The organism is Providencia burhodogranariea DSM 19968 (assembly GCF_000314855.2).
In the GTDB taxonomy this organism is placed as follows: Bacteria; Pseudomonadota; Gammaproteobacteria; order Enterobacterales; family Enterobacteriaceae; genus Providencia; species Providencia burhodogranariea.
Map to the genome: position 1 here is coordinate 306,861 of NZ_KB233223.1, position 12,901 is coordinate 319,761.

General features: G+C 44.2%; 12 protein-coding genes. All 12 read left to right on the forward strand.

Annotation, left to right across the window (positions count from 1 at the left end; translation table 11 throughout):
• Positions 1–77 precede the first annotated feature (77 nt).
• The 12 genes from hypF to hypE all read left to right on the forward strand — a co-directional run bounded on the left by hypF (position 78) and on the right by hypE (position 12,820).
• Positions 78–2,366 (forward strand): carbamoyltransferase HypF, encoded by a 2,289-nt coding sequence (gene hypF / locus OOA_RS12050; RefSeq protein ID WP_008912426.1) that lies wholly within the window; start codon positions 78–80, stop codon positions 2,364–2,366.
• Positions 2,367–2,934: 568 nt separating this feature from the next.
• Positions 2,935–4,053 carry a hydrogenase 2 small subunit gene (gene hybO / locus OOA_RS12055; protein ID WP_008912427.1) on the forward strand — a complete coding sequence of 373 codons (1,119 nt, stop codon included), beginning with the start codon at positions 2,935–2,937 and terminating at the stop codon, positions 4,051–4,053.
• Between the two features lie 2 nt (positions 4,054–4,055).
• Positions 4,056–5,045 (forward strand): hydrogenase 2 operon protein HybA, encoded by a 990-nt coding sequence (hybA, locus tag OOA_RS12060; RefSeq protein ID WP_008912428.1) that lies wholly within the window; start codon positions 4,056–4,058, stop codon positions 5,043–5,045.
• Positions 5,029–6,216 (forward strand): Ni/Fe-hydrogenase cytochrome b subunit, encoded by a 1,188-nt coding sequence (gene hybB, locus OOA_RS12065; protein WP_008912429.1) that lies wholly within the window; start codon positions 5,029–5,031, stop codon positions 6,214–6,216. Before hybA ends, hybB begins: the two co-directional genes overlap by 17 nt.
• On the forward strand, positions 6,213–7,916 hold the full coding sequence (gene hybC, locus OOA_RS12070) for a hydrogenase 2 large subunit (RefSeq protein WP_008912430.1): 1,704 nt from the start codon (positions 6,213–6,215) through the stop codon (positions 7,914–7,916). Before hybB ends, hybC begins: the two co-directional genes overlap by 4 nt.
• Positions 7,916–8,413, forward strand: a complete 498-nt coding sequence (locus OOA_RS12075) for a HyaD/HybD family hydrogenase maturation endopeptidase (RefSeq protein WP_008912431.1) — start codon at positions 7,916–7,918, stop codon at positions 8,411–8,413. The genes hybC and OOA_RS12075 overlap by 1 nt, the downstream gene beginning before the upstream one ends.
• Positions 8,403–8,894, forward strand: coding sequence for a hydrogenase-2 assembly chaperone (hybE, locus tag OOA_RS12080; protein WP_008912432.1), 492 nt, complete (start codon positions 8,403–8,405; stop codon positions 8,892–8,894). The genes OOA_RS12075 and hybE overlap by 11 nt, the downstream gene beginning before the upstream one ends.
• On the forward strand, positions 8,887–9,228 hold the full coding sequence (gene hypA, locus OOA_RS12085; RefSeq protein WP_008912433.1) for a hydrogenase maturation nickel metallochaperone HypA: 342 nt from the start codon (positions 8,887–8,889) through the stop codon (positions 9,226–9,228). The genes hybE and hypA overlap by 8 nt, the downstream gene beginning before the upstream one ends.
• A gap of 121 nt (positions 9,229–9,349) precedes the next feature.
• Positions 9,350–10,411 carry a hydrogenase nickel incorporation protein HypB gene (gene hypB, locus OOA_RS12090; RefSeq protein WP_008912434.1) on the forward strand — a complete coding sequence of 354 codons (1,062 nt, stop codon included), beginning with the start codon at positions 9,350–9,352 and terminating at the stop codon, positions 10,409–10,411.
• Positions 10,402–10,698: a hydrogenase maturation factor HybG gene (hybG, locus tag OOA_RS12095; RefSeq protein ID WP_008912435.1), complete on the forward strand. Its 297-nt coding sequence runs from the start codon at positions 10,402–10,404 to the stop codon at positions 10,696–10,698. Before hypB ends, hybG begins: the two co-directional genes overlap by 10 nt.
• Positions 10,682–11,794, forward strand: coding sequence for a hydrogenase formation protein HypD (hypD, locus tag OOA_RS12100; protein WP_008912436.1), 1,113 nt, complete (start codon positions 10,682–10,684; stop codon positions 11,792–11,794). The genes hybG and hypD overlap by 17 nt, the downstream gene beginning before the upstream one ends.
• Positions 11,795–12,820 carry a hydrogenase expression/formation protein HypE gene (hypE, locus tag OOA_RS12105; protein ID WP_071524236.1) on the forward strand — a complete coding sequence of 342 codons (1,026 nt, stop codon included), beginning with the start codon at positions 11,795–11,797 and terminating at the stop codon, positions 12,818–12,820. It begins immediately after the preceding gene.
• Positions 12,821–12,901: the final 81 nt, after the last annotated feature.

The window sequence follows — 12,901 nt, forward strand, 5'->3', positions numbered from 1 at the left end:
ATTTCTTTGATCTCAGCTTAGGATATGTTTACTTATTAGCGCGAAAATAATCTTCTGTATGGTGAGAGGGTATATCGGTGAAAAACGGAATACAGTTGCGGATTAAAGGCAAAGTACAAGGGGTTGGTTTTCGGCCTTATGTATGGCAACTTGCTCATCAATGTCATCTTAATGGAGATGTTTGCAATGATGGTGAGGGTGTTCTGGTTAGATTATTAGCCAGCGCAGATATTACCGAGTTTACTCAATTATTATCTCAACATTGCCCTCCATTGGCGCATATCGACAGTATTCAACCACAGTCGTTTGACTGGGATGAATTACCTGAAAAGTTCTCGATAAGGCACAGTGGAGCTGGGCGGATGGATACGCAGGTGATCCCCGATGCGGCAACTTGTGGCTCTTGTCAGCATGAATTATTTGAACCTGCTAATCGTCGCTTCAATTACCCATTTACCAACTGTACCCATTGTGGCCCACGTTTTACCATTATTCGCCAGATGCCCTACGATCGACCTAATACCGCCATGGCTGATTTTCCATTGTGTCCCGAATGTCACCAAGAATACGAATCGCCAGCAGATCGCCGTTTTCATGCCCAGCCGAATGCCTGCCCTGTTTGTGGCCCTGAAATTGAACTCTGTGATCAAACAGGGCATGTTTTAGCCATAAAGCAGGCGGCTTTAGAGCAAGCAGCTCAGTGGTTGCTGCAAGGAAAACTCGTCGCCATTAAAGGGCTAGGAGGATTTCATCTTTCTTGTGATGCCACTAACGATGAAGCAATACAGCAGTTACGATTACGCAAACATCGACCAACAAAGCCGTTAGCCGTGATGATCCCATCAGTTGAATGGTTAGAAGAACATAATGGTGAGGTTAATGATGGTTTATGTGCTTTGTTAAAAAGTGCCGCAGCACCGATTGTGTTAGTCAAACAGTGGGAGAATAGCGGTTTAAGTGATCGAATTGCACCGAAATTACGCGAGTTAGGTATTATGTTGCCATCGAATCCATTACAGCATTTGTTGATGGCGATGGTGAAACGTCCACTCATCATGACATCGGGAAATGCTTCAGGTAAACCTCCCGTTTTAATCAATCAACAAGCGCGAGTTGATTTAGCCAATATTGCGGATGTATGGCTGATACACAATCGCGACATTGTCCAACGTGCGGACGATTCATTAGTTCGTTATCACAATGGTCAGGCAGAGATGATACGTCGTGCGCGGGGCTATGTACCTGATGCAATTAATTTACCTGCTGGATTTGAGAAATCTCCTGCGATATTGGCGCTGGGGGCAGATTTAAAAAACACATTCTGTTTGCTGCGAAATCAAAGCGCCGTTATGAGCCAGCATCTTGGCGACCTTGATGACGTCGATATTTTTCAGCAATATCAAAATTCGATTGCGTTATTTGAATCAATTTACCGCTTCACTCCATCAGTATTTGTCAGTGATATGCATCCAAATTATGTCAGTCATCGGTATGCTAATCAGCTGTCTGAACAGCTGGAAATTCCATTAATTCAAGTTCAGCATCATCACGCGCATATTGCAGCGGTTATGGTTGAGCATGGTATTCCATTGGGTGATGAAAAAGTGATTGGCATAGCACTTGATGGTTTAGGATATGGGGATGATCATCGTCTATGGGGTGGCGAATGCTTACTCGTTGATTATACAACTAGTCAATATTTAGGTGGGCTTCCTGCGGTGGCTATGCCCGGTGGTGATATAGCGTCTCGTCAACCATGGCGAAATTTGTTAGCCCATTTACAACGCTTTGTGCCTGATTGGCAAAACCAAGAGATTGCTTCTGTTCTTTCACCTTACCCTTGGCTCACGTTACAAAAAGTGATTGAGCGAAAGATCAATTCTCCCTCCGCATCTTCTACCGGGCGGTTATTTGATGCCGTTGCGGCTGCATTAGGTATTTGCACCACAGAAGTGAGCTGGGAAGGCGAGGCGGCTTGTCAACTTGAAGCATTAGCATCTAGTTGTGTACTTACTGAGCACCCCGTAACGTTACCTTTAATTGGCCAACATTTTGATTTAGCAACCTTTTGGCAGCAATGGCTAGATTATCAAGCGCCAGCCGCGCAACGTGCTCAGGCTTTTCATCAAGCATTAGCCCAAGGTTTTGCTGACCTTGCACAACAAGCGGCTTGTCAGCATAACGTTAATCGGGTGGTTTTATCGGGTGGGGTAATGCATAACCAGTTGCTGAAAAAGTTGCTGATCGAAAAATTACAGCCATTGGATGTGCTATATGCGAGCCAACTACCAATGGGAGATGGTGGGTTAGCATTGGGGCAGGTTGCTATTGTTGCAGCTAAGCTTAATAACTCATCATGTAATTGAGATGATTAATCCTTTCTGTATTGTGATTTTGTACCTATATCGATGGGATGTTGATCACCGGTTTATATTTTATAAAATTAACAAAATAAGAATTTTGATTTTTTGATATTGATTCGCATTAGCTTTATTTTTTATAATTCAAAAAATAATATTTATTAATATATCAAGAGTTACTAATTAGATATCGAAAAAAGTAGAAACTATTAAGGTGTCTTTTTATTAAAATACTTCCCATTAATAATTCATTATTGAGGTAACAAGCTTCTCTCAATTAATTTATTTTGAACCAGAGCTGAATCGATTTTCCTATTGAATATATAAAAAATACCTGCTTATTTTATTTCCTGTTGATAAAGATCAAATATTTGAAAATAAGGAGGATTAGGATTGTTTCCAATATTCATATGCCTCGAATGATTCAAGTTGCATCTAGGCGACAAGTGAAGCTATTCCTATAAAAAATTCTGGGGGAGCATAAATAACTATGTGACTCAGGTAGCTGAAGGTCATCAACAACGATACGATTTGAAGAATTATGGGTATATACCCATAACTATAGGAAAACCGAATGACAGGGGATAGCGCTTTTGTTTCGCCTCATGGCATCAATCGCCGTGATTTTATGAAATTATGTACAGCATTAGCAGCAACAATGGGACTTAGTAGTAAAGCCGCCGCTCAAATGGCTGATGCAATTAGTGATACAGACCGTCCCCCTGTTATTTGGATTGGCGCACAAGAATGTACAGGCTGTACTGAATCATTACTCTGCTCGACTCACCCAACTGTCGAAAACTTAATTCTCGATACCATTTCTCTTGAATATCATGAAGTGCTATCCGCTGCCTTTGGCGAACAAGCGGAACAAAATAAGCATAATGCGGTTGAAAAATATAAAGGTAAATACGTGCTTGTTGTTGATGGCTCTATTCCATTAAAAGATAACGGCATCTATTGCATGGTTGCGGGTAAACCGATTGTTGAGCATATTCGTGAAGTCGCCGAGCACGCAGCCGCAATTATCGCGATTGGTTCTTGTGCTTCATGGGGAGGGGTTGCCGCCGCGGGGAGTAACCCAACCGGTGCTGTGGGTCTTAATGAAGTTATAAAAGATAAAACCGTCATTAATATTCCGGGCTGCCCTCCTAATCCACACAATTTTTTAGCGACAGTTGCTCATTTAATTACCTTCAATCGTCCACCAAAATTAGATAATAAAAACCGTCCATTATTCGCCTATGGGCGTTTAATTCATGAACATTGTGAACGTCGCCCACACTTTGATGCCGGTCGTTTTGCCAAACAATTTGGAGACGACGGCCACCGTGAAGGCTGGTGTTTATATCATCTAGGCTGTAAAGGGCCAGAAACCTATGGTAACTGTTCAACCTTACAATTTTGTGATGTTGGCGGTGCTTGGCCTGTTGCTATTGGTCATCCTTGCTATGGCTGCAATGAAGAAAATGTCGGTTTCCATAAAGCTATCCACCAGCTAGCAAATGTTGAAAATCCAACACCACGAGTCAATAAACCAGATGTAAACAATCGTGAAGGCGGTGAAATTTCGTCAACAGCCGTTGGCTTGATTGGTGGCGTTGTTGGTCTTGTTGCGGGTGTCAGCGTGATGGCTGTGCGCGAGTTAGGGCGCCAAAAACGTCACAATGATACAGACTCGCGGGAGGAATAACCGTGAATAGACGAAATTTCCTTAAACTTTCAGCTGGAGGCGTGTTATTGACGGGAACGGCTTCACCGTCTCTTGCCGCCGCGGAAAATAGACCTCCGATCCCTAACTCCCTTGGCATGCTTTATGACTCTACGTTATGTGTGGGTTGTCAGGCATGCGTCACTAAATGTCAGGAAATCAATAATCCAAAGCCAAACCCAGTTGGGGAAAAAACTTGGTCTAACAACGACAAGCTCACACCCTATACCAATAATATCATTCAGGTTTGGCGCAGTGGTAGCGGCGTAAATAAAGATCAAGAAAAAGACGGTTATGCTTACATTAAAAAACAGTGTATGCACTGTGTTGATCCTAATTGCGTTTCAGTCTGCCCCGTTTCTGCCCTAAAGAAAGACCCCAAAACCGGCATTGTTCACTATGATGCGAGTATTTGTACTGGATGCCGCTATTGCATGGTGGGTTGTCCGTTCAATATTCCCAAATATGCTTACGACGACAAATTTGGTGCGATCCATAAATGCGAGCTGTGTAACCAAAAAGGGGTTGAGCGCTTGGATAAGGGGGGCTTACCCGGTTGTATTGAAGTGTGTCCGACAGGTGCAGTTATTTTTGGAACTCGTGAAGAATTACTCACCGAAGCACAGAAGCGTTTGATGTTAAAAGTTGGTGAAGATTACGGTTATCCAAGACAAACCCTGCATACAAACGATCCCAACATGATCAAAGTTCCTAAATATGAAGCGCATATTTATGGGGAGCTCGAAGCGGGTGGCACTCAAGTCATGGTGCTCTCTGGCGTACCTTATCAGCATCTTGGATTGCCCGAACTGGATACGTTATCAACGGGGGCGCGTTCTGAGCATGTTCAGCATACCTTATATAAAGGGATGATTTTGCCATTAGCGGCATTAGCCGGTTTAAGTTTCTTGGTGCATCGCAATACGAAGAAAAAAGATAACGAAGGAGATGATCATCATGACGACGCATCATAAAGAACAGCCACTTGGTGGGCGTTTAGTGAGTTGGCCAGTGATTGTTTTTGGGCCATTCATTGTGATCTGTATTTTTTTCATTATTAAGCGCCTTATTTTTGGGTTGGGTTCCGTTTCTGATTTAAATGGAGGCTATCCGTGGGGAATATGGATTGCATTTGACTTACTGATTGGTACGGGATTTGCCTGTGGCGGCTGGGCATTAGCATGGGCAGTGTATGTTTGTAATCGAGGGGAATATCATCCATTGGTTCGCCCTGCATTATTGGCCAGTTTATTCGGCTATTCTCTTGGTGGATTATCGATTGCGATTGACGTTGGTCGTTACTGGAATTTGCCTTACTTCTATATTCCCGGATTTTTTAATACTAACTCGGTGCTGTTTGAAACCGCGGTTTGCATGACGATCTATATCGGAATTATGGCACTGGAATTTGCTCCGGTGTTGTGCGAACGATTTGGTTGGAAGGTTTCATTAAAACGTTTGAACAAAGTTATGTTTATTATTCTTGCATTTGGGGCATTACTGCCAATGATGCATCAATCATCAATGGGTTCACTGATGATTGCCGCTGGATACAAAGTGCATCCAATCTGGCAAAGCTATGAAATGTTGCCAGTATTATCGCTGTTGACTGCCTTTATTATGGGATTCTCAATTCTTATTTTTGAAGGTTCTTTATTGCAAGCCGCATTAAAAGGACAAGGCGCTGATGAGCGGCCATTATTTATCCGTCTAACCAAAATCCTTCAAGTATTTTTAGTGCTGTTTTTGCTCTGTCGTTTTGGTGAGTTGATTTATCGCGGCAAAATGCACTATGTGATGGCGTTTGATTTCTATTCAATCATGTTTTGGATTGAAACCGCTTTATTCCTCTTCCCGTTACTGATTTTTCGCATTTCATCCTTCGGTAACGACTCTCGATGGCTGTATATCAGTGGCATCAGCATGCTGATTGGCGCCGCAATGTGGCGGATGAATTATTCGCTGGTAGCATTCAATCCTGGCAATGGTTATGACTACTTTCCTACCGCGGAAGAACTATTAATTTCAATCGGTTTTGTGGCCATCGAGGTATGTGCCTATATCTTGCTGATACGCCTGCTACCCATTATTCCTGCATTAAAAAAAACTAATTTGAATCATTCTCAGGCCCGAGGTAAAGCATGAGCCAACGTATAACAATTGATCCTGTCACTCGCATTGAAGGCCACTTACGCATTGATTGCGAAATTGAAGATGGAAAAGTCACTAAAGCGTGGGCTTCTGGCACCATGTGGCGCGGCATGGAAGAGATCGTAAAAGGTAAAGATGCGCGTGATGCATGGATGATTATGCAGCGTATCTGTGGCGTATGTACCACGGTACACGGCATTGTATCGGTTCGTACCATTGAAAGCGCACTCAATATTGACGTGCCAGTAAATGCGCAATATATCCGTAATATGATTTTGGCTGCACACACCATCCAAGATCATATAGTGCATTTTTATCAGTTATCTGCACTGGATTGGGTTGATATTACTTCGGCGCTTAATGCCGATCCCAATAAAGCCGCAGAGATATTAAAAGGCATATCGACATGGCCGTTGAATAGCCCTGAAGAATTTACCCGGGTACAAGAAAAGATAAAGAGCTTAGTGGCAAGTGGTCAGCTGGGTATTTTCGCCAATGGTTATTGGGGACATCCTGCGATGAAATTATCGCCGGAAGTTAACTTGATTGCTGTCGCTCACTATTTACAAGCGCTGGAGTGCCAGCGTGATGCCAACCGTATTGTTGCATTACTTGGTGGAAAAACGCCGCATATTCAGAATTTAGCGGTAGGTGGTGTGGCTAATGCGATTAATCTCGATGGTGTTGGTGTGCTGAATCTTGAACGTTTGATGTATTTGAAGTCATTTATCGACCGTTTAGGCGATTTTGTCGAGCAAGTTTATAAGATTGATGCCGCTGTTATCGCCGCAGGTTATCCAGAATGGCTCGACGTTGGGCGAGGTGCCAAACATTACATGTGCATGCCTGAACTACCGATGGATGGCAAAAATGGCAGTTTCTTACTACCGGGTGGCTACCTAGAGAACGGTGATTTTAGGACTTATCGCCCCATCACCAGCCATACTGACGAATACCTGATTAACGGAATTAAAGAAAGTAGTAAGCACGCTTGGTATCAAGAAAATGAGCCTCAGGGCCCTTGGGAAGGAACCACCAAACCTAATTACACGGGTTGGGATGACGATGGTAAATATTCTTGGGTTAAAGCGCCGACGTTTTATGACAAAACCGTCGAGGTGGGACCGCTCGCTGACTTGTTGTGTAAACTTGCGGCAAAACATGAACCGACAGAAAAACACTTTAATGACGTGGTTAATCTGTACCAAACTCTGACGGGTAACAGCATCAGTGTTGATCAACTTCATTCAACTCTGGGTCGTATTATTGGCCGTAGCGTGCGTTGCTGCGTATTAAATGAAACGTTATCTATTCAATGGCAAGCGCTAGTCGATAACATTGGTAAAGGCGATTTCACCACCTTTGTTAAACCCAATTTTCCCGAAAATACGGTGATTAAAGGGGTTGGCTTCGGTGAAGTGCCTCGCGGTTTACTCTCTCATTGGGTGGTGATCAAAGACGGTAAGATTGAGAACTACCAAGCGGTTGTACCTTCAACATGGAATTCAGGTCCTCGTAACTTCAATGATGAACCGGGCCCTTACGAACAAGCATTAGTGGGTACACCTGTTGCTGATCCGTCAAAACCACTTGAAGTTGTACGCACTATTCACTCCTTCGATCCTTGCATGTCCTGCGCAGTACATATCGTGGATATTGAAGGTGCTGAAGTCACTAAGGTTAAGGTGCTCTAATGCGTATTTTAGTCTTAGGAGTCGGCAATATATTGCTCAGTGATGAAGGGATTGGTGTGCGGATCGTCGAAGCTTTGGAAGCACACTACCACTTGCCCGAATGCGTTGAAGTTTTAGATGGCGGTACTGCCGGTATGGAGCTGATTGGTGCTATGGCCGATCGCGACCATCTGATTATTGCTGATGTGGTGTTATCAAGTCAGCAACCAGGTACTATTTTAGTGCTGCGGGATAAGGAAGTGCCAGCATTGTTTACCCGTAAAATATCACCGCATCAGTTAGGTTTATCCGATGTGCTTTCTGCGTTACATCTGACGGATGAATTCCCTCAACGTTTAACGCTGGTGGGAATTGTTCCCGAATCATTAGAACCTCGGATTGGTTTAACCACAGTGGGTCAATCCGCATTAGAGCCCGCATTGCAAAAAGTGATTGAAATACTGCGCAGTGAAGGCCTAGACATAGTCGCGAAAGAAGAGCGTTTATATGTCAGTTGAAATTAAGGGTTATGATCAAAGTCCGCAAGCAGATGTTCTTGCTGCGTTTGAACGAGTCTCAGAGCAATCGATGCACGACCTTTCATTCCTTCATCCATCAATGAATATTTACGCAAGTGAATTTGCATTGTTTGAAAATCAATGGATTGGCGTGGTGATCACACCGTGGATGCTCAGCGCTATGATCCTACCGGGGCCAAAGCAATATTGGCCTCATCGTACTGTTGGAGACAAGTTAGGGCTGGTACTGCCGTACGGTGAAATGACTTACACCGTGGGGGAATTAGAAGGATTAACACAATATCTTGCTTGTTCGCTCATGTCCCCGCTAGACCAAGGATTAAGCAGCGAACAGGGGAAACAACTGACAGATGATTGCCGTAGAATTTTGCTGTCATTACCGATAATTGACCCGAATACTCCTCGAAAACCTGAGCGTAGAGCCTTGTTTACTCGTCACTTAGGGGGCAGTGATGCATGAAGTTTCTCTGTGTCAAAGCACATTAGAAATTATTGAGCAGCAGGTTAAGCAGCATGACGTGAATAAAGTGACAGGCGTTTGGTTAGAAATCGGAGCGCTTTCTTGTGTAGAAGAAAGCGCATTTCGTTTTTGTTTTGATATCGCTTGCCGTGGAACGGTTGCGCAAGGTTGCCAGTTACACATTATTTATCATCCTGCTCAAGCGTGGTGTTGGGACTGCAGTGCAATCGTCGAAGTCAGTGAGCATCAATCGACGTGCCCCACATGCCAAAGCTTAAACCTCAAAATTGAGGGGGGCGATAGCTTGAGACTCAAGGAGCTAGAAGTGGAATAAATCTTATGGTTGTATCTTTTGGAATAATAGAATTTATCGCGACTGACTTTGAGGTTAATCAACCCATTTTGTTGAAATGATATTAAAATAATTTATAGGTATGCAGTCGGGAGTCAATCTTATGTGCAGTACTTGTGGATGTGCAGCAGGCGAACGCCGAATCGAAGGCGAAGAACACGACCATCATCATGGGCATGATCATCATGACCATAGCCACCATGAACACAATCATCATCACCCACATGATCACAGTCATGATCACAGCGATCACCACGAACATGATCACGAAGATCATCATGCTCATGATAATAAAGGGCAAACAGTTATTATCCATCACCATTATTATCATCAGGGTGATGTGCATAATCATTACCATCAATATGAACCCTCTTCACATGAGGGATCAGTAATAACGCATCCACATAAACATGTTCATGCGAGTGCAAAAAACACATTCCAGCCTGAAGGTGAGCATCATGACCTCGATTATGGTCATGGTGAGGCAGGAACTCATGCCCCCGGTATCAGCCAGAAGCGGATGCTACAAATAGAGATGGATGTACTAGGCAAAAACAACCATCTTGCTGAACATAATCGCGAACAATTTAACGACAAAAATATTTTGGCGCTGAATCTGGTTTCTAGTCCCGGATCCGGTAAAACCACCTTACTCACGGAAACATTATTGCGTCTGCGTGACAAAGTGAATTGTGCTGTTATCGAGGGCGATCAACAAACCACCCATGATGCTCAGCGTATTCGCGAAACGGGTGTTCCCGCTATTCAGGTCAATACCGGTAAGGGTTGCCATTTGGATGCCCAGATGATCCATGATGCTATGGAACGTTTAGATTTAGATAACAATAGCTTATTGTTTATCGAAAATGTCGGTAATTTAGTTTGCCCTGCCAGTTTTGACTTGGGTGAACGGCATAAAGTTGCGGTGCTATCTGTCACTGAGGGGGAAGATAAGCCTCTGAAATACCCGCATATGTTCGCAGCAGCGGATATTATGATCCTCAATAAAATCGATTTACTGCCTTATTTACATTTTAATGTTGAAGCTTGTATTGCTTATGCAAAACGTGTGAATCCGAATATTCAAGTGATCCAGCTCTCCGCAACTCAGGGAGAGGGTATGGATGCATGGCTAGCTTGGCTGGAGACACAGTTATGTGCCTAGGCATCCCCGGTAAAATCATAGCGGTGGGTGCAGACATTCACCAATTGGCTCAAGTTGATGTCTGTGGTGTGAAACGCGATATTAATATTGGGCTAATTTGTGAAGGTGACACCGCTGATTTACTGGGCGAATGGGTACTGGTACACGTTGGTTTTGCGATGAGTATCATTAATGAAGACGAAGCTCAATCCACACTCGATGCGTTAATGGCCATGAGTCAGTTAGCGCAGGAAGTGGATGACTTCAGTAGCTTGAACTCAGGAGCGACAGATGCAGTATGTCGATGAGTTTCGTAACCCTGCTTTGGCTAAAGTTTTACTGAATCATATCCGTCAGCGAGTTTCAGAAATACCCAGAGCAAAGCAGCGTCCATTGCAGTTAATGGAAGTGTGTGGGGGACATACCCACGCTATTTTTAAGTTTGGTATCGACCAACTGTTACCGCCTGAAATCGAATTTGTGCATGGGCCGGGTTGTCCGGTTTGCGTATTACCCATGGGAAGGATTGACGGCTGTATCGAAATCGCAGAGCGCCCTGAGGTAATTTTCTGTACTTATGGCGATGCCATGCGTGTTCCCGGTAAAAATGGCTCTTTGTTAGATGCCAAGCGCCGAGGTGCTGATGTTCGCATTGTCTATTCTCCGTTAGATGCGTTAGCGCTTGCAGAACAAAACCCCGAGCGGCAGGTTGTCTTCTTTGGCTTGGGATTCGAAACGACAATGCCGAGCACAGCGCTCACATTGCAACAAGCACGCCGCCGTCAGCTTAAAAATTTCACCATCTTTTGTCAGCACATCACGATTATCCCAACCTTGCGTCGCTTATTAGAACAACCTGATGTTCGTATCGATGGTTTTCTCGCACCCGGCCATGTCAGCATGGTGATTGGCTCACATCCTTATCAATTTATTACCGAAGAATTTTCTAAACCGCTGGTGGTCACGGGATTTGAACCCCTCGATATTTTGCAATCTCTCGCAATGCTAGTCGATCAAATCGCTGATGGGCGCTGTGTCGTTGAAAATCAATATAAACGTATCGTGGCAGACGAGGGCAATCTTCTGGCCTTAAAAGCGTTAGATGATGTTTTTGAACTGAAAGAAACCAGCGAATGGCGCGGGCTGGGTGAGATTGCAGGTTCGGGAGTTCAGCTCACCCATGACTATCAAGTTTTCGATGCGGAACAACGTTTTCATATTCAGCCGCACCAAGTGGCTGATGATCCACAGGCTCGCTGTGGTGATGTATTAACGGGACGATGCAAACCGAACCAATGCCCATTATTTGGCAAACGTTGCACACCACAAACCGCATTTGGTGCACTAATGGTTTCTTCTGAAGGCGCTTGTGCTGCCTATTATCAATACCGCCGGGAGGCATAAATGAGTATGAATGCCAATGATGTTGTCACCATGGCACACGGTAGTGGTGGTCTGGCAATGCAGCAGCTAATTGAACAATTATTTTTGCAGGCTTTTGCCAACAAAGCGTTGAATGAGCGAGAAGACCAAGCGCGTTTATCGTTAGCAGAATTAACGGCACTGGGTGATCGACTGGCTTTTAGTACTGATAGTTATGTCATCGACCCGATTTTCTTTCCCGGTGGCAATATTGGCAAACTGGCTGTTTGCGGCACAGTAAATGATGTCGCGGTTAGTGGCGCTATTCCTAAATATCTATCCTGTGGTTTTATTCTAGAAGAAGGCTTCCCGTTATCTGAATTGCAGATCATCGTCGAGTCGATGGCAGCCACCGCTGCGGCAGCAGGTGTTGAGATAGTGACGGGAGATACTAAAGTGGTTCAGCGTGGTGCAGCCGATAAAATTTTTATCAATACTGCGGGAATTGGCGTGATCCCGACCGATATTCTTTGGGGAACAGATCAAATCCAGCCGGAAGACAAAGTGATTGTTAGCGGCACACTGGGCGATCACGGTGCGACTATTTTGAATCTTCGTGAGCAATTAGGGCTTGAAGCGGAACTGAGTAGTGATTGTGCAATATTAACCCCATTGATTGCACCTTTACGTGAGATTGAAGGCGTTCGCGCATTACGGGATGCAACTCGAGGTGGTGTGACCGCGATTTTACATGAATTTGCTCAAGCAAGTGGCTGTGGAATTTCTATCAATGAAGCGGATTTACCCGTCTCTTCTGCCGTGCGAGGGGTTTGTGAATTATTAGGTTTAGAGCCTCTAAACTTTGCTAATGAAGGTAAATTGGTGATTGTGGTTAAACCTGAGGCAGAAGCACGCGTACTGACTGCATTACATCAGCATCCACTCGGTATTCATGCTGCGACCATCGGCAGCGTAACGACGAATAAGCAAGTTAAATTAGTGGGAATTTTTGGTGCTGCGCGATTATTAGATTTACCACACAGTGAGCCACTTCCACGGATTTGTTAAGGTTTTATATTGATACCCGCCATACTTCAACTTGCATCATTGTTGACGTGTGCCTAGTGACCCAAGTCAGATAGTTTATCG